The organism is Polaribacter litoreus, assembly GCF_054584775.1.
In genome coordinates this window covers 276462-293631 of sequence record NZ_JBTLRD010000005.1, presented here as the reverse complement: position 1 = coordinate 293631, position 17170 = coordinate 276462, and the positions used below count along the sequence as shown (strand labels likewise).

At 30.3% G+C, this 17170-nt stretch carries 20 protein-coding genes; 6 read left to right on the top strand and 14 right to left on the bottom strand.

All coding sequences use genetic code 11. The features are described 5' to 3' along the window. Positions 1–186: 186 nt before the first annotated feature. On the bottom strand, positions 187–519 hold the full coding sequence (locus ACW9UN_RS06380; protein WP_459484954.1) for a single-stranded DNA-binding protein: 333 nt from the start codon (positions 517–519) through the stop codon (positions 187–189). Positions 520–705: 186 nt separating this feature from the next. Here ACW9UN_RS06380 and ACW9UN_RS06375 point away from each other — a divergent pair, with 186 nt between their 5' ends. After that, positions 706–1056 carry a hypothetical protein gene (locus ACW9UN_RS06375; protein ID WP_459484952.1) on the top strand — a complete coding sequence of 117 codons (351 nt, stop codon included), beginning with the start codon at positions 706–708 and terminating at the stop codon, positions 1054–1056. A gap of 149 nt (positions 1057–1205) precedes the next feature. Here ACW9UN_RS06375 and ACW9UN_RS06370 read toward each other — a convergent pair whose 3' ends face one another. From ACW9UN_RS06370 to ACW9UN_RS06345, 6 genes are all read right to left on the bottom strand, one after another. Continuing rightward, positions 1206–1673, bottom strand: coding sequence for a CBS domain-containing protein (locus ACW9UN_RS06370; protein WP_459484951.1), 468 nt, complete (start codon positions 1671–1673; stop codon positions 1206–1208). A 525-nt stretch (positions 1674–2198) separates the two neighbouring features. Then, positions 2199–3626: a pyruvate kinase gene (gene pyk, locus ACW9UN_RS06365; RefSeq protein WP_459484949.1), complete on the bottom strand. Its 1428-nt coding sequence runs from the start codon at positions 3624–3626 to the stop codon at positions 2199–2201. A 3-nt stretch (positions 3627–3629) separates the two neighbouring features. After that, positions 3630–4097, bottom strand: a complete 468-nt coding sequence (locus ACW9UN_RS06360; RefSeq protein WP_459484947.1) for an IPExxxVDY family protein — start codon at positions 4095–4097, stop codon at positions 3630–3632. A gap of 92 nt (positions 4098–4189) precedes the next feature. After that, positions 4190–4936: a ribonuclease III gene (gene rnc, locus ACW9UN_RS06355; RefSeq protein ID WP_459484944.1), complete on the bottom strand. Its 747-nt coding sequence runs from the start codon at positions 4934–4936 to the stop codon at positions 4190–4192. A 5-nt stretch (positions 4937–4941) separates the two neighbouring features. Next, the gene (gene fabF / locus ACW9UN_RS06350) at positions 4942–6195 is read right to left on the bottom strand and encodes a beta-ketoacyl-ACP synthase II (RefSeq protein ID WP_459484942.1); all 1254 of its coding nucleotides are present in this window, start codon (positions 6193–6195) and stop codon (positions 4942–4944) included. Positions 6196–6202: 7 nt separating this feature from the next. Then, entirely contained in the window at positions 6203–6439 is a 237-nt protein-coding gene (locus tag ACW9UN_RS06345; protein WP_004569249.1) for an acyl carrier protein, read from the bottom strand. Positions 6440–6612: 173 nt separating this feature from the next. Between ACW9UN_RS06345 and purN the strand changes: the two genes are divergently transcribed. The 3 genes from purN to ACW9UN_RS06330 all read left to right on the top strand — a co-directional run bounded on the left by purN (position 6613) and on the right by ACW9UN_RS06330 (position 8595). Continuing rightward, on the top strand, positions 6613–7185 hold the full coding sequence (gene purN, locus ACW9UN_RS06340) for a phosphoribosylglycinamide formyltransferase (RefSeq protein WP_459484938.1): 573 nt from the start codon (positions 6613–6615) through the stop codon (positions 7183–7185). Continuing rightward, positions 7178–7813: a ribonuclease H1 domain-containing protein gene (locus ACW9UN_RS06335; RefSeq protein WP_459484936.1), complete on the top strand. Its 636-nt coding sequence runs from the start codon at positions 7178–7180 to the stop codon at positions 7811–7813. Before purN ends, ACW9UN_RS06335 begins: the two co-directional genes overlap by 8 nt. A 122-nt stretch (positions 7814–7935) precedes the next feature. Further along, positions 7936–8595: a hypothetical protein gene (locus ACW9UN_RS06330; protein WP_459484935.1), complete on the top strand. Its 660-nt coding sequence runs from the start codon at positions 7936–7938 to the stop codon at positions 8593–8595. 238 nt (positions 8596–8833) lie between these two features. Here the strand turns inward: ACW9UN_RS06330 and mgtE are convergent, their stop codons facing one another. Further along, the gene (mgtE, locus tag ACW9UN_RS06325) at positions 8834–10183 is read right to left on the bottom strand and encodes a magnesium transporter (protein ID WP_459484933.1); all 1350 of its coding nucleotides are present in this window, start codon (positions 10181–10183) and stop codon (positions 8834–8836) included. Continuing rightward, entirely contained in the window at positions 10173–10976 is an 804-nt protein-coding gene (gene rsmA / locus ACW9UN_RS06320) for a 16S rRNA (adenine(1518)-N(6)/adenine(1519)-N(6))-dimethyltransferase RsmA (RefSeq protein WP_459484932.1), read from the bottom strand. The genes mgtE and rsmA overlap by 11 nt, the downstream gene beginning before the upstream one ends. Positions 10977–11101: 125 nt before the next feature. Between rsmA and ACW9UN_RS06315 the strand changes: the two genes are divergently transcribed. Continuing rightward, positions 11102–11947, top strand: a complete 846-nt coding sequence (locus ACW9UN_RS06315) for a hypothetical protein (protein WP_459484931.1) — start codon at positions 11102–11104, stop codon at positions 11945–11947. Positions 11948–11952: 5 nt separating this feature from the next. Here the strand turns inward: ACW9UN_RS06315 and ACW9UN_RS06310 are convergent, their stop codons facing one another. The 3 genes from ACW9UN_RS06310 to ACW9UN_RS06300 form a co-directional block, all read right to left on the bottom strand. Continuing rightward, positions 11953–12135: a hypothetical protein gene (locus tag ACW9UN_RS06310; RefSeq protein WP_459484929.1), complete on the bottom strand. Its 183-nt coding sequence runs from the start codon at positions 12133–12135 to the stop codon at positions 11953–11955. Position 12136: 1 nt separating this feature from the next. Next, the gene (locus ACW9UN_RS06305; protein WP_459484926.1) at positions 12137–12466 is read right to left on the bottom strand and encodes a DUF4286 family protein; all 330 of its coding nucleotides are present in this window, start codon (positions 12464–12466) and stop codon (positions 12137–12139) included. Positions 12467–12553: 87 nt separating this feature from the next. Further along, positions 12554–14362 (bottom strand): tetratricopeptide repeat protein, encoded by a 1809-nt coding sequence (locus ACW9UN_RS06300; protein ID WP_459484923.1) that lies wholly within the window; start codon positions 14360–14362, stop codon positions 12554–12556. 124 nt (positions 14363–14486) lie between these two features. On the opposite strand from ACW9UN_RS06300, the gene ACW9UN_RS06295 reads away from it, so the two are divergent. After that, a complete protein-coding gene (locus ACW9UN_RS06295) occupies positions 14487–14630 on the top strand; it encodes a hypothetical protein (protein ID WP_459484921.1) in 144 nt (47 codons plus the stop codon). Between the two features lie 72 nt (positions 14631–14702). Here the strand turns inward: ACW9UN_RS06295 and serS are convergent, their stop codons facing one another. Together serS and ACW9UN_RS06285 are read right to left on the bottom strand one after the other, a co-directional pair. Beyond that, on the bottom strand, positions 14703–15977 hold the full coding sequence (serS, locus tag ACW9UN_RS06290; protein ID WP_459484919.1) for a serine--tRNA ligase: 1275 nt from the start codon (positions 15975–15977) through the stop codon (positions 14703–14705). A gap of 122 nt (positions 15978–16099) precedes the next feature. Continuing rightward, entirely contained in the window at positions 16100–17038 is a 939-nt protein-coding gene (locus tag ACW9UN_RS06285; RefSeq protein ID WP_459484917.1) for a bifunctional riboflavin kinase/FAD synthetase, read from the bottom strand. Positions 17039–17170: the final 132 nt, after the last annotated feature.

Here is a 17170-nt window from a genome sequence, read left to right as displayed (position 1 = left end):
ATATTTGAAAACAGGATTAAACTATGAAAAATCTAATCCTGTAATTTTTAACTTACACACTTGATGGGAAAGTGTCACCATTTTTCAAATATGGGAAATTTATATCTTTGATATGTATCAAATAAGATATTTCCGTAATCGTTAAAATGATAAATTTTAATACTTACAAGACAGCCTCATTTTAAATTATTTTCCAAACATTAAAAGTTCATTCACAACTACTTCTGTAATATATCTTTTTTCACCTTCTTTGGTCTCATAAGAACGAGATGTTAACTTTCCTTCAATAGCAACTTCTTTCCCTTTAGTTACATATTTCTCAACAATATCAGCTGTTTTGTTCCAAGCTACTAGATTATGCCATTCAACTTTATCAATTTTTTGACCAGATGTACTGGTGTAACTCTCATTTGTTGCGAGAGAAAATTTTGCTAGTTTTTTACCAGATTCTAAATTGATGATTTCTGGATTGTTTCCTAAATTTCCAATTAATTGTACTTTGTTTCTTAACGTATTCATAAGATAAGGTTTAAAATTATTATTTTGTTTTTGTCAATTCGTTTCGACACTGCAAAGATGTACTGTGATGCGTATAAAAATCGGTTATTAAACATTTGTTTTCGTTTGTAAATGAATGTAATCGTTTAAATTTTTTTAATACCTTTGTATTCAATAAGTTAATATTATTTTTAAAAATCGTATTTTTTGGAAGAAAGAAATTGTCTTGAATGTTCGGAAAAAGTAATTGGTAGAATTGATAAAAAATTCTGTTCAGATTATTGTAGAAATACCTATAATAATAAAGTAAACAAAGAGAGTAAAAATTTAATTAGAAATACAAATAACAGACTTCGAAAAAATTATAATATTTTATCGAAACTAAATACATCAGGAAAAACAAAAGTGTCTAGAAGAAAGTTATTTGATAAAGGGTTTGATTTTCATTTTTTTACATCGATTTATAAAACCCAAACAGGTAACGTTTATTATTACATTTATGATCAAGGTTATTTGGCTTTAGAAAATGAAATGTTTTTATTGATTAAAAGAGATTGATAACCAATTAATTATATCTATTCTGAATTTGATAATAACAAAAATCAAACAAAGCTTCAAAACTTTTAAGTCATTGTGTAATCGATAAAAAATGATATTTGATTCATTCAATAAAAAAAGGTTATTTTATAATGTAGTTTTGTAAGTAACTACTTCCAAGTATTTCCTTTTACTTTAATGGCAGCTTTTAAAACATCTTTTTGACTTAACTGTCCTATGAGTTTTCCATTTTCAATTACAGGAAACCTTCGTCTGCGAGAACTGATAAACTTAAAGGCTGCATCAAAAATATTCATGTCTTTATCTATAGTATCTACATCTTTAACCATATATTTTCCTACAGTATTATTGGTGTCAGATGGCATATTGTAATATTTGCTTTCAGAAATGTGTTTTATACAATCTGTTTCTGAAATAATACCCACTAATTCGTTTTTATCATTAGTTACAGGACCTCCAGATATTTTATATTTGATTAACTGGCTAATTACGTAATCTAAAGAATCTTCTGCTTTAAAAGTAACTAACTTGGTGGTCATATAGTCTGCAACCAAAATTTGTTCTTCTGTTTTACCTTGAGACTCGTCTCTTTTTCCCTGAAAACTTTTAATTCCCATAATTGTTTGATTTTATTCTCAATAAATGTAGTGTTTTTTTTGTTTTATTCAAAAATAACGTTAAATTTTTTTAAACTTATTATTTTTATTAACATGTTTTATACATATAAGAAATATCTATAAAATTTATTGTTGTGTACATACTCATTTTTTTGATGGGATGCATTTGCAAACTGTGCTACAATTCTGAAAAACATGAGTTCAGTATAGCTTTTTAGGTTGATACAGATTTACTGTACTTAATAACAGTAGATTGTTATTTCCAATACTACTGAGATAAAATAAATTTTTATTAAAGGTAGCTTGCGAAGTAGTAGTGTGGCTGGGAAATCTAAAATTTAGATTTCTCTATTTCAGTAGAAATGACATTCGTTTTAAAGAATAAAAATTATATTACATTAATAATTAGTGGTTTTTAAATTGATTCTAAAGTACTAATCATAAAAGATATAAGATATGTTTTTCCATAAAAAAAGCGTTTTGAAACCTATCAAAACGCTTTTAAATTTATTATGTATGTATTATCTATTCAATTTCTGTAACACGTAAAGTATTTACCATACCTTTTGCCTCTGCTGGCATTGATGCTAAGTTGATAATTAAGTCACCTGGTTTTACAAACCCTTTTTCTCTAGCAATGCTGTTAATATCTTCAACAGTATCATCTGTAGTTAAGTTTTTATCATAAAAATAAGCTCTAACTCCCCAAAGTAAATTTAATTTTCCTAATATTCTTTTTTCTGTAGAAAATGCTAAAACATGCGTTCTAGGTCTCCAAGATGAAATTTGAAATGCAGTATAACCACTATTGGTTAATGTAGAAATTGCAGAAGCGCCAGTATCGTTAGCCATCATTGCTGCATGATGACAAATAGATTTTGTAATAAATCTATTGGTTCTAATATGTGGGGCTTCTTGAGGCACTTTAATCATTCTTGAGTTTTCTACACTTTTAATGATCTCAGTCATTTTTTGGATCACTCGCAAAGGGTGTTTTCCTACAGAAGTTTCACCTGATAGCATTACTGCATCAGCACCATCCATAATAGAGTTGGCAACATCATTTACTTCTGCTCTTGTAGGTACAGAATTATCAATCATGGTTTCCATCATCTGCGTAGCAATAATTACAGGAATTCTTGCTCTTTTGGCTCTTCTTACTAATTTCTTTTGAATAAGAGGAACTTCTTGCATTGGTATTTCTACACCTAAATCACCACGAGCTACCATTAAACCATCGCAATAAGGTATTAATGCATCTAAATTTTTAACTGCCTCAGGCTTTTCTATTTTGGCAATTACAGGAATTCGGTAATCAGAATGTTGAGCAATTAAATCGCGTAACATTCGTAAATCATCTGGTGTTCTTACAAAAGACAAGGCAATCCAATCTACTTGCTGCCCTATAGCAAAAACAGCATCTTCCATATCTTTTTCTGTTAATGCAGGTAAAGAAATTGCTGTGTTTGGTAGGTTAACTCCTTTTTTAGATTTCAAAGGGCCACCCACAAGAACTTTAACAACAACTTCATTTTCTTTATTGGTAGATACTACTTCGAAAAGCAATTTACCATCATCAACCAAAATATGTTCTCCTACTTTTACATCTTTAGGAAAACGTTGATAGGTCATAAAAGCTTTTTCTTTGGTACCTATACACTCATCTGTAGTAAATTTAAACGTATCTCCGTCTTGCAATTCTACATCGTCTTCCATAACACCAACTCTAAGTTTTGGGCCTTGTAAGTCTGCAAGAATAGCAATATTGTAGCTATTTTCTTCATTTATTTCTCTAATTCTATCTACGTTTTGCTTTACAATATCGTAGTTAGCATGAGAAAAGTTAATTCTAAAAACATTAACACCAGCTTCGGCAAGCTCTTTCATTTTTTCTTTAGTATCTATTGCTGGTCCTAAAGTTGCTACTATTTTTGTTTTATTGTTTTGTGGCATATTTTAAAATATTAAAAAATCTTTCGATTTTAAGGTGTTTTTATCTATTGAATAAGAGGTAATTATTTGATCTATTTTTTTGATTTTTTGTATGGTTTCTATAAAAAAGCTGTAGTTAATATTTCCTGTAATTTTTACAAAAAAATCTACTTTTTTCTTTTCTGGAATTAAATATGTTTTAGTTTCTGATGTTAGTAAAAGCTCATTAGATACTGTTAAGTTTTCTCTTTTTGAGCTATTTGCTATCAAAAACCATTCGAAATCGTATTTTTTATTCAGATACTTGAATATAGAAAAAGATGCTTGTTTTTTCATCTCTCCAAAACTTAAATCTTCTTTAGATTTGTAAAAGCGCGTTCCTAAATTTTTATTCAATACATAGGCAAGTTTGTAGTCTTCTAACGTTGTGTGAATTCCTATTAAAGAATATTCTTCTTCACATATATTTAAGCCTAATGAGTGAATTTGCATAAATAGAAATTAGCTCTTACTTTGTCTTTAGGTTGCTAATTTACTAATAGTTTGCGAGTTTTTAATTTATTTTAACGAAAACGTTATCGCTTTTAGCTTGCAGAAATTTGATTTTGAAAAGCGTAATAGACTCTTTTTGAGGCCTGTTCTTCTGCTTTTTTCTTAGAGGTTGCTCTGCCTTTAGCAATTTGTTGACCATCTATACTTACTTTTACACTAAAGTGTTTAACGGGGTCATTACCAGTATCTTCGTAAGTGTCAAATTTGTATTTCTTTTTTTGTTTTTGACACCATTCAATTATTAAACCTTTGTAGCTTGTTATTTTACCTTCTAATTTTTCAATATCCACATAAGGTAGAATTACATTTTCAAAGATAAATTTTTTAGAAAACTTATAACCTTTGTCTAAGTAAATAGCACCAATTAAAGCCTCGAAAATATTACCATGAATGTTTTCGCCCACATTAGCTTCATCTACGTTACTGTTCACAAAACGTATTAAATCTAAATCTTTTCCTAGTTCGTTTAAATGTTCTCTACTAACAATTTTAGAACGCATTTTAGTCAAATATCCTTCAGAGCCTGAAGGTACTTTTTGATAAAGGTAGGCTGCAATTACGGCTCCTAAAATAGAATCGCCCAAAAACTCTAAACGTTCATAATTTATAGGATTTCCTTTTGCGTCTGATAATTGAACAGATCTATGTGTAAACGCTTTTTTATATTTGTTTAGATGTCTTGGTGTAAAGTTTAGCAATTCTTTTAATTCATAATATAAAGCTTTATCTTCTTTGTTTTTAGGTGGTCGCTTTATAGCTATTTTAGGAATTAGCTTCATTTTTTTTACTCCTCTAACTTCTTAAAAGCTACACAAGCATTATGGCCACCAAAACCAAAGGTATTGCTCATTGCTACTTTAATTTCTCTTTTTTGAGGTTGATTAAGTGTAAGGTTTAGTTCAGTATTAATGCTTTCATCTACATTTTTGTGGTTTATAGTAGGTGGCACAATGCTATTTTCCATTGCTAAGATTGAAGCAATAGACTCAATAGCACCAGCAGCACCTAATAGGTGACCAGTCATAGATTTTGTAGAATTTATATTGATGTTTTTAGCATGCGATCCAAATACTTCTGATATTGCTTTTAATTCTGCAACATCACCTAAAGGAGTAGAAGTACCATGAGTATTGATATGATCTACATCTTCTGGTTTTATACCTGCATTTTCTAAACAGTTTTTCATTACTGCAATCACTCCAATTCCTTCTGGATGTGGAGCTGTCATGTGATACGCATCAGAAGACATACCACCACCAATTACTTCTGCGTAGATTTTTGCACCTCTTGCTTTTGCATGCTCGTATTCTTCTAGAACAATAGCACCAGCACCTTCACCTAAAACAAAACCATCACGTTCTGCATCAAAAGGTCTAGAAGCAGTTTGGCAATCATCGTTCCTTTCAGATAGTGCTTTCATGGCATTAAAACCACCAACACCAGCTTGTGTAATAGCTGCTTCAGAGCCACCAGTAACAATAATATCACAATGTCCTAATCGAATATAGTTTAGTGCATCTATCATGGCATTTGCAGAAGATGCACAGGCAGATACTGTGGTGTAGTTTGGCCCCATAAAACCATTTTTGATAGAAATGTTTCCAGGCGCAATATCTGCAATCATTTTAGGGATAAAGAATGGGTTGAATCTTGGAGTTCCATCACCAGCGCCAAAATTAATGGCTTCGTCTTGAAATGTTTCCAATCCTCCAATTCCTGCTCCCCAAATTACGCCAACACGTAATTTGTTAATTTCGTCTAAATTTAAATCAGCATCAGCAATAGCTTCATCAGACGCTACCATTGCATACTGTGTAAATTTATCCATTTTACGGGCATCTTTTCTATTGATAAAATCGGTAACCGTAAAATTCTTTAATTCACATGCAAAACGAGTTTTGAACTTGGCAGCATCAAAGTGTGTGATAGGTGCTGCTCCACTAACTCCGTTAATTAAAGCGTTCCAATATTCTTCAATATTATTACCAATTGGCGTTAATGCGCCAAGTCCAGTGACTACAACTCGTTTTAACTGCATATAAATATTACTTTTTTGCTTCTTCTATATAGCTAACTGCTTGACCTACTGTACCTATGTTCTCAGCTTGATCATCTGGAATTTGAATATCGAATTCTTTTTCGAACTCCATAATTAACTCAACAGTATCTAAAGAATCTGCTCCTAAATCATTTGTGAAGCTAGCTTCTGTTGTTACTTCGTTATCGTCTACTCCTAATTTGTCTACGATAATAGCTTTTACTCTTGATGCAATGTCTGACATAATTTTTTTGTTTTTTAAAATTTAAATCGGCGCAAAAATACGAATCTTTATAATTATAACTAATTTTTGCTCGAAAAATGATTACTAAAAGTAAATAAAAAAAATTAATCTCCCTTTAAAAATCATCATTTTGTTAATATTTATTCTTTTTTTTGTAGCTTAGAAATGTAGTTATGAAGCGTATTGTTGTTTTTGCTTCTGGTTCTGGAACGAACGCAGAAAACATTATAAAGTTTTTTAATCATACTAAAACCGCTAAGGTTACTCAAGTGTTATGTAACAATGAGCATGCCAAGGTTTTTGAACGGTGCAAAAGATTAAAAACCAAATCTTTACACTTTAATAGAACGCAGTTTTTTTCTTCGGATTTTATTCTTAATCTTTTAAAAGAAGAAGCAGATTTTATTGTTTTGGCTGGTTTTTTATGGAAAATTCCTGAAAAAATAGTTGATGCTTTTCCTAATAAAATTATAAATATTCATCCTGCTTTATTGCCAAATTATGGTGGAAAAGGAATGTATGGCATGAATGTTCACAAAGCTGTTGCTGCAAATAAAGAAACAGAAACAGGAATTACAATTCATTATGTAAATGCCAATTATGATGAAGGTGCTATCATTTTTCAGGCAAAAACAGCGTTAAATGATACAGATACTCCAGAAAAAATTGCAGAAAAGATTCATCTTTTAGAACAACAATATTTTCCGAAAGTTATTGAAGAAGTAATTGTATCTACAAATGCCTAAAAAAAAGTTTTATGTAGTTTGGAAAGGAAGAAAAACAGGTGTTTTTACTTCTTGGAAAGTTTGCAAAGCACAAATTGATGGTTTTGAGGGTGCCCAATACAAATCTTTTGTCAATTTAGACGAAGCCGAAAAAGCATCCGAAGGAAAATATGAAGATTATAAAGGGAAAAACACTAAAAAAACCACATTATCATCCAAAGAAAAAGAAAAGTTTGGCAAACATATTTTAGAAAGTATTTCTGTTGATGCTGCTTGTGCTGGAAATCCTGGTAAAATGGAATACAGAGGTGTTTTTACACACAGCAAAAAAGAAATTTTTAGAAAAGGACCTTACCAAAATGGAACAAATAATATTGGTGAGTTTTTAGCTTTAGTGCATGGAATTGCGTTATTAAAGCGTAAAAACAAAGAAAACATTCCTATTTATTCTGATTCTAGAATTGCCATGAGTTGGATTCGTCAAAAAAAATGCAAAACCAACCTTCATTTTGATACTGCTAACAAAGACTTATTAGAGCTGATTAAAAGAGCCGAAAACTGGCTTAAAAACAATTCTTTTAAAAACCCAATTTTAAAATGGGAAACCAAAGCTTGGGGAGAAATTCCTGCAGATTTTGGTAGGAAATAATCATGGTGTCTTATAAATCTTCTTAATGTTTCTTTTACTAAAGAGCAAAGATATGTATCATTTGCGTTAACTCATACTTTGTGAATCTTATATGTTTGTGATGAACTTAAAATAGAAGTATTATGAAAATTATGAATATAAATTCGGTAAAGACAATGTTAATGCTGCTAATTCTATCAAGTATTATACTGACGTCTTGCAACAAGACAAAAAACAAAACTGAAATAGAAGATAAAAAAGAGGTTAGTAAAGCAATAAAAGTTGAGAAAGATAATGTAGATGTTAAAGTGAAAAATGAAGATTTCAATACAAATCAAATAAAAACACGTACTTACAAACTAAAAGATAGGGCAACACCAATTGTGTATGATTTGGATATAAATGGAGTTGTGGGTTTTGATGATTGGGAAGATTTTACAACAGTAAATAATGAGCTGGTAAACATCAGAAAATCAAACGAGCCAAACACCAAAGAAAGAATTGAAAGTTTAAACTACAGAGTAGCTAATTTAAGAAATACAATTCCAGATTGGTTGCAAACAGAAGAGGTTTTGGAAGATGTTGCAGATGTTCAAAAAGAGTATTTAGAGCTAATATCAGAAAAATATGTATCTGAAAATGAAATGAAAGAAAATTTAGAGGAGGTTTATGAGAAATTTGATGATTTAAAAGAAGAGTTATACGAAACTATAGAAACGTATATAAAAGCACATGAAGATGTAATTGAAGAATTTAACGAGGAAATTAGAAATTTAGATAAGAATGTAGAAGACAAGCCATAATCTTTATTCTGCAGTTGAAATAGAAGAAAAAAATGAGGTTATTTAAAAAGTAGGTATATATGTGATTTTGAAGAAAGTTGAAAATAATACATTTGATTATCAAAGCGTAAATTTTCTTTATTGCAGGCAAAATGATAAGTTGTAATACTTTTAAAACAACCTCATTTTTTTTGACTATTTTTAGGATGAAAACTGATAAAATAAATCAATATGATTTTACGGTTTAAGTAAAATGTATTTAGATACCTAAAATCATTTTTGCAATTAAAAAATAAATTAAAATACCAAAAATATCATTTGAAGTAGTTATAAAAGGACCAGTTGCAATTGCTGGGTCAATGCCTCGTTTGTTTAAAAATAAAGGTACAAAAGTACCAATTAAACCAGCCACAATAATTACCACAACTAAAGAAGACGAAATTGCTAAAGCTGTATTTATTTTACCTTCGTACGCCCAAACAAATAGAAATAAAAATAGCGCTAAAATAACTCCGTTTAAAGCCGCTAAAAGCATTTCTTTTATCAACCTACTGTTGATACTACCTTTTACATCATCATTAGCCAAACCTTGCACAATAATTGCAGAAGACTGTACACCAACATTACCAGCCATGGCAGCAATTAAAGGTGTAAAGAAAAATAGGGCAGCGTATTTTGCAAAAACACCTTGAAAGCCTTCCATAATTAAAAAAGCACCAACTCCGCCAATTAAACCCAAAAACAACCAAGGCAAACGAGCTCTTGTTAGTTGTAAAATACTGTCATCAGAGTCTACATCTTCTGTTAAACCTGCTGCTAATTGGTAATCTCTTTCCGCTTCGTCTTTTAGTACATCTACAATATCATCAATAGTAATTCTGCCTAATAATACATTATTGTCATCAACAACAGGTATAGCTTCTAAATCGTATTTAGCCATTATTTTTGCAACCTCTTCATCATCTTCGTGTACGTTTACAGCATCAACTTTTGTTTTTAAAATATCTGCAATATGCTGGTCTGATTTGGCAATGATTAAATCTTTTAAAGACAATCTGCCTACTAACTTGTCATCCTTATCCACTACATAAATAGAGTGCACTCTTGTAACATCTTTGGCTTGGCCTCGAATTCTACGCATGCAACCAGCAACTGTCCATGTTTCATAAACTTTTACCAGTTCTTTGGCCATTAAAGCACCAGCAGTATTGTCTTGGTAAGATAATAGTTCTTTTATATCTGCAGCTAATTCATCATCGTCTAAAGCATTAATTACATGTGCTTGGCGTTCATCAGAGAGTTCTCCAATAATATCAGCAGCATCATCAGTATCCATTTCGCCAATTTCGTCTGCAATTTCTTGGGCTGATAAATTTTCAAGAATTTTTTCACGAATATCATCTTCTAATTCTGTAAGAATTTCAGATGTTTTTTCACTATCTAAAAGTTTAATAATGTAAATGGCTTCATCAAAATTTACTTCGTCTAAAACCTCAGCAACATCTGCATAATGCACCTCTTTAAACAATTTTGTAATTGCTACTTCGTTGTTAACTTTTATAAGTTCACTAAGCTTTTCTAAAAATTCATCTGTGATTTCAAATGCCATTTTCTGAGAGTTTTTTGGTGAGTGAAATAAACTCCAAAACAGAAAGTTGTTCTGGTCGCATGGCAAAGATAGGGTCTTCTTTTAAAGAATCCGAAAGTTTGAAGCTTTTTAAACTAGAACGTAACATTTTTCTACGCTGATTAAAGGCTGTTTTTACCACACGAAAGAATAATTTTTCATCTACAGGTAATGTAAAATCTTTTTTTCTGATAAATCTAATTACGCCAGAATCTACTTTTGGTGGCGGATTAAAAACGGTGGGAGGTACTGTGAATAAATATTCAACATCAAAAAAAGCTTGTGTTAAAACAGAGAGAATTCCATAAACTTTGCTGCCTTTTTTTTCTGCAATTCTCATAGCCACTTCTTTTTGAAACATGCCTGCAAATTCTGGAACTATTGCTCTGTTTTCTATTGCTTTAAAAACAATTTGAGAAGAAATATTGTAAGGAAAATTACCGATAATAGCCACTTGCTTTTCGTTGAAAATTTGTTTGAGGTTACTTTTTAAAAAATCACCTTCAATAATTTCAAATTTTTCTTTAGATGTGTTTACTTGAATCTGCTCAACAGGAAAAACATCTTTTAAATACATAACTGATTCTGTATCAATTTCAAAAACAGTAACTTTCGGTTTCTTTTGTAATAAATATTTGGTTAAAACCCCCATTCCTGGACCAATTTCTAAGATATTTTCATAACCGCTTTCGGTTAAAGCATCAGCAATATCTTTTGCAATACTTTCATCCGTTAAAAAATGCTGACCTAAATGTTTTTTTGCTTTTACAGACATATCTTTTTTTCATTCATTACAAATAATACATACTAAAATTAAACTAAAGTATTTAGTATTTGAACAAAGATACAGTTAAAATCGGCATAATTATTGTTGATATGTGATTTAAAAAATCGATAAAAATGCTAAAAAAATTGCTGCTGGTAACTGTTTTCTTGTTTGGCGCACATTGTTCTACTTTGGCTCAAGAAGGAAAATTAAAAAAAGGAAAAGAACGTTTAAAAACTACAAAATCTACTAGAAATACAGGTAAGAGAACAACAAGAACCACAGGTAATGGTAGAAATAGAAGTCATTTTAGTGATGATATTTCTAACCCTTTTGCTAGGATTATTTGGAGTATAGCTGCTCATACATTTTATGGAGTTGCTATTGAATCTGTTTATGAAAAAAATGGACGTATGCACGATGCTGAGATCTCAAATTATAGTTATAAAGCATCTAATTATGGCAACTTTATTTATACAGATTCTACAAATTATAATAGTACAAGGTTTGATGTTACCAATACTTTTGTGAGAGAAAACAGAAATTTATATGGAAACAATTTTGGAGTAAATTTTCGATTTTTTAAGCGTTTTGCTCTTGATTTAGAATATTTGTATTTGACTGAAAAAGTGCAAAATCATCACGAATCGTTTTCATTATATTCCGCATTATTAAAATATCATAGAATTAGAACTCAGCGTTTTGATGCTTGGTTTGGTTTAGGAATAATGCACGTTGGTAGTGATGTTGATAAATCTGGTTTTGGTGTGGGGGTGGGAGCAGAGCTGTTTGTTGTAAAGCCAATTAGTATAGATTTTTCTCATAAATGGACAAATATTAACCAAGAAGAAGTTCATAAAACAAAATTGTTGCTAAAATATCACATCAAAAATTATCAAATTTTATCTGGTTACGAGCATTTTAAAATTGGAGTTTCTAAAATAGCTACTTTTTCCGTAGGTGTTGGTGCTAGTTTTTAATATTGTTATCCTTTCTTTAGTGATAAAGAAAAAATAGCTATAGATAAACCAATACCACAAAATGTACCTGCAATGGTTTCTTGGGGTTCAATGCCCCAAAACACAAAGGCCATTACAGCACCAATAATTAGTAGTAATATGGCTATTGCTAAAATTAGCTTTCTATTTTTAGAAAAGAATGCATTCATATCAATTTTTAGTATTAGTAGGAAAAAACTCTTTAACTAAACGTAACTCTGTTCTAAAAGCTAGCATTTTATCGCCAAACTTTTGCAGACTTTTAATTTGTAGATTTTCAGCATCTTCTAAATAATACGCATCTAAATCTTTACGTGAATTTGTGGTGTATTGTACAGAATAGGTTTTGCCACCCATTTCTTCTTCTACCAAAACTTGCGTAAGCTTTGCAGAAGTAAACTTACCAGTGTTTAAAACCTCTAAAATATGGGTTTCCATCCAAGTTAACCATTCGTTATGAACAGTATCATCTATATTTATAGTTACGTTGTATATGTACATAGTTGGTTTTTAGTTATTGGTTTTTAGTTGATAGTAAAGTTGCCATTAATTTTTTTTAACAAATAACAAACAACCATTAACGACAAACTAAATGGTATCTCCTCTTAATTTTCTGAATTTTTTTCGTGCATCAACCAAATAAATGCTTGAAGGATGTTCGAAAATTATTTTTTGATAGTATTCTTTTGCTTTTTCAACTTCACCAAGTTTTGTATTGTAGGTTTCTGCGATTAAAAATAAAACATCATCTGTTAAAAAACCTTGATTATCTGCTGCAATAATTTTTTCTAAACTCGTAATGGCATCCAAATACTTTTCTTGTTTGATGAGTAATTTTGCTTGTAAATACAAAACATCATCATAAATAACTTCGCCAGGCACCAAACCATTTATTAATATTTCTTTTGATGAAAATAGATTTGCAATTTCTTGTAAAGCTTCTTTATTTTTGTTTTGATATGCCAATAATTCTGCCTTTGCAAACTGTTTTAAGCCAGAAGGAATAGAATCTACAGGTTCGTTATCTGTAATTTTTAAAAACAAATCTACAGCATCATTAGCAATTAGTTGAGTTGTAGAGCCTTTTAATACTTTTAACTGCGCTTTTGCCCATTCAAAATCGCCTTTAAAATAACTGGTTTGTGCTACTTTAAATCGTGCTTGTTGTGCTAATTCAGATCCTTTTAATTGGGTTTGAATTTGAGAAAAGTAAATTAAAGCTTTGTTGAAACGTCCTCTAAACACTAAAACATCACCTAATTTTAATTTTATTCTGGCTTTTTCAAATTTTGATTTTGAATAACCTAAGGCTTCTTCTAAAACAACTGTTGCTTTTTCTGGTTTGCTTTTACTAAAAGTTAAATAATCTGCATATGCTACTTGTAAGTCTATACTTGCCTGGTTTTTACCAAACTTTTTGAATAAATTTAGAAATAAAGCTTCTATTTCTTTGTTTTTAGTAGCTACAGCAATCTTAGCGAGGTATAAATTGGCCTCAATTTTTTCTTCTTTATAAACTGATTTTTCATCAATAAAACGAAAACATTGCAAAGCAGTTTCATAAGCTTTATTATTAAATGAAAGTTTACCTAAACTAAAAATTTCAGACAAATCAACAGGGTTTCTTTGATACAAAGCCTTTTCTTGAATTAACGCTTTACCATAATCTTTTTGTTGCGCAAATAACCAACTCAACAATATATTCCATTCTTCTTTGGGGTTGCTTATCGATTTTCTTAATAAGGTTTTTCGGAATAAAATATTGGTTTCATTTTCTGCATCATCGGTAATAAACCTACTTGCATAACGTTGCACTAAATTTAAATAACTCCCGTTTTTATCAATTAAATTAATGTAATACTCAAACATTTGCTTAAAATCACCCTTTTCTCCATAAATCTGAGCAATTTGAAAGTTGTAGTTTGAGTTTTCGTTTTGTTGCATTGCCTTTTTATAAGCTAAAATGGCAAGATCTAACTTGTTGTAGTCTTTAAACAATCTTCCTATTATTCCTCCATAAGCAGCAGTAACATCTAAAGAATTTAGGGCTTTATCGTAATTCGCTTTTGCAAGTTCGTTGAGTTGCTGTTTTTCGAAATTATAACCTAAAAATACATAGAGGTAGTTTTGAGTTGGGTTTTTTTTAATTTTTTCGGATAATAAATTTTGGGCAACTAAAAATTTTTCTGTTTGTTGATAACAGCTGATTAATCGATTTAAATAGGTGGTGTTAAACGGACTTTTATCATACAATTTTTTGTAAATCTGAGTAGCTTTTTCGTATTCTCCTTGTCTGTAGTAGCTTTCTGCTAAGAAAAAATCGTTTTGATTTTCATTTTCTTGGCAAAAGGAAATGGCACTACAACTTATAAATATGATGAGGAAAAACTGCTTCATAAAATTCAAAGATAACTAACATAAATGTTAAATTTTTGCTAAACCAATCTTATTTCATTTACTTCTTTGTAACGTTTTGGCACGAAACTTGTCTATAGGATATATAACCAATCAAAACAAAATTATGAACGAGCTAACCAACAAATACGAAAACGCAAAACAAAACTCTATTGAGTTTATGAAAAACGGACAAATTAGTGCTTATTTAAATGCGCTTTTAGAAATGAATAAATATAAAAGATTAATGGTAGCTGTTTTGGCTAACTAAAAAACAGTTTGCAGTTTATCAGTATTCAGTAAGCAGTCAGTTTATGACTGAAAACTGCCAACTGAAGACTGTTTACTTTATAATATCAAAACCAGCATAAGGAATCAAGACTTCCGGAACTTGAATTCCATCTTCTGTTTGATAATTCTCTAGAATTCCAGCCAAAACACGTGGTAAAGCCAAAGAGCTACCATTTAGTGTGTGTGCTAATTCGCTTTTACCTTCTTTATTTTTAAAACGTAGTTTTAATCTATTTGCCTGAAAAGTTTCGAAATTAGAGGCAGAACTGATTTCTAACCATCTGTCTTGTGCTGTAGAAAACAATTCAAAATCGAACGTTAATGCAGACGTAAAACCAGTATCACCACCACACAAACGCAAAATTCTATAAGGTAATTTAAGCTCTCTTAAAATATTTTTAATGTGTTCAACCATTCCATCTAAAGCTTTGTAAGAATTATCTGGATGTTCTACTCTTACAATTTCTACTTTATCAAATTGATGCAATCTGTTTAAACCACGTACATGCGCACCATAACTACCTGCTTCGCGTCTAAAACAAGGTGTGTAACCAGTTAAAGTGATCGGAAAATCTGATTCTTGCACTAAATCTCCACGAAACATATTTGTAATTGGCACTTCTGCTGTTGGTATTAAATACAAATCATCTATGGTAGAATGATACATTTGCCCATCTTTATCTGGCAATTGCCCAGTTGCAGTTGCAGAAGCCGTATTTACCAAATGAGGCACTTGTACTTCTGTATAACCAGCAGCTGTATTTTTATCTAAAAAATAATTGATTAAAGCACGTTGTAATCTTGCACCTTTTCCTTTATAAACAGGAAAACCAGCACCAGAAATTTTGGTACCCAATTCAAAATCAATAATATCATATTTTTTGGCTAATTCCCAATGAGGAAGTGCATGATCACCTAAATCAGGAATAATACCTTCACTAAAAATGTTCTCATTATCTTCTTCAGAAGTACCCGCTTTTACAGAAGCGTGAGGAATATTTGGTATTTGATACAAAAGCGTTTGCAATTCATCTGCATAAACATTCAATTTTTCAGACAATTCTTTGGCGCTTTCTTTTAATTCACCAGTTTTTTCTTTTAAAACGTTTGCTTCTTGTGCTTTTCCACTTTTGTACAAATTTCCAATTTCTTTGGATATTTTATTAGATTCAGCTAATGTATTATCAAGCTCAACCTGAGTTGCTCTTCTGTTTTCATCCGCAGTTAAAACTTGTTCAATAATTGTTTCAGCATCAGCAAAATTACGTTTTGCCAAACCTTCTAAAACAGTGGCTTTGTTTTCTCTAATAAAGTGTACTTGTAACATTTTCTGTAGAAATTTAAAACAGCAAATATATAATATAATTGCCATGAATACACGAATATTAATCGATCTTAATTTCTAAAAAAGAGAAATTTTAGCACGAGAGATTTTTCCCCTTTGGGGAATTAAAGGGGCTTATTCTTTTTAATATAATTTCGAGTAGTTTCTTCATCTTTTTTAAGTTGATGAATTAACAAATCTACAGAATCAAATTTTTGTTCATCTCGCAAAAAGTAAATCAATTCTATGGTTAGGTTTTTGTTATACAAATCTTCATTAAAATCAAGAAAATGAACCTCAATGGTTTGATGATTACCATCTACAGTAGGTCTATTACCAATATTCATCATCCCAAAAACTGTTTTTTTATCAATTAAAGATTTTATCACATAAACACCTGTTTTAGGTATTAATTTATAAGTTTCTTTAACGTCTATATTTGCTGTTGGATAACCAATTTTACCACCTAACTGTTTGCCATTTATTACTTTACCATTTAGCATAAAGTAATATCCTAAATAATTATTGGCAGTTTTTAAGTTACCAGCATGTAAAGCGCGTCTAATTTTTGTGGAACTTACAGAAACATCATCGATATCTTGTGCGGGTATTTCTTCTACTTTAAAATCGTACACGTGGCTGTATTCTGTAAGTTGTATAATATTACCTTCTCTATTTTTACCAAAATGATGATCGTAGCCAATAATTAATTTAGAAATATTTAATTGATTTACTAAAATATCTCTAACAAACTCTAAAGCAGAAGTTCTAGAAAACTCTTTACTAAAAGGATGAATTATTAGATAATCTAACCCTGTTTTTTCTAACAAAAAAGCACGTTCGTCAATGGTGTTAATCATTTCTATGCTAGCCTCTTTTTGAAGCACCATTCTTGGATGAGGAAAAAAAGTAAGCAAAACCGATTTTTTATTGGCTTTTTTTGCCTCAAAAACCAATTTTTCTATTATTTTTTGATGCCCATAGTGCACGCCATCAAAGGTACCTATAGTTACAAATGTCTGACTATCAGAAGTAAAATTTGAAATGTCTTGTACTATCTTCAAAAACAAAAATTTAATATTACAAATGTACAATAAAGGCTTATTAAAAAGAACATTAAGATTGGGTTTTCAGGTATCTAAATGGCAAATTAATTCGGTTTAATTTGTTATAATCATAAATTAAGTGATGATTTA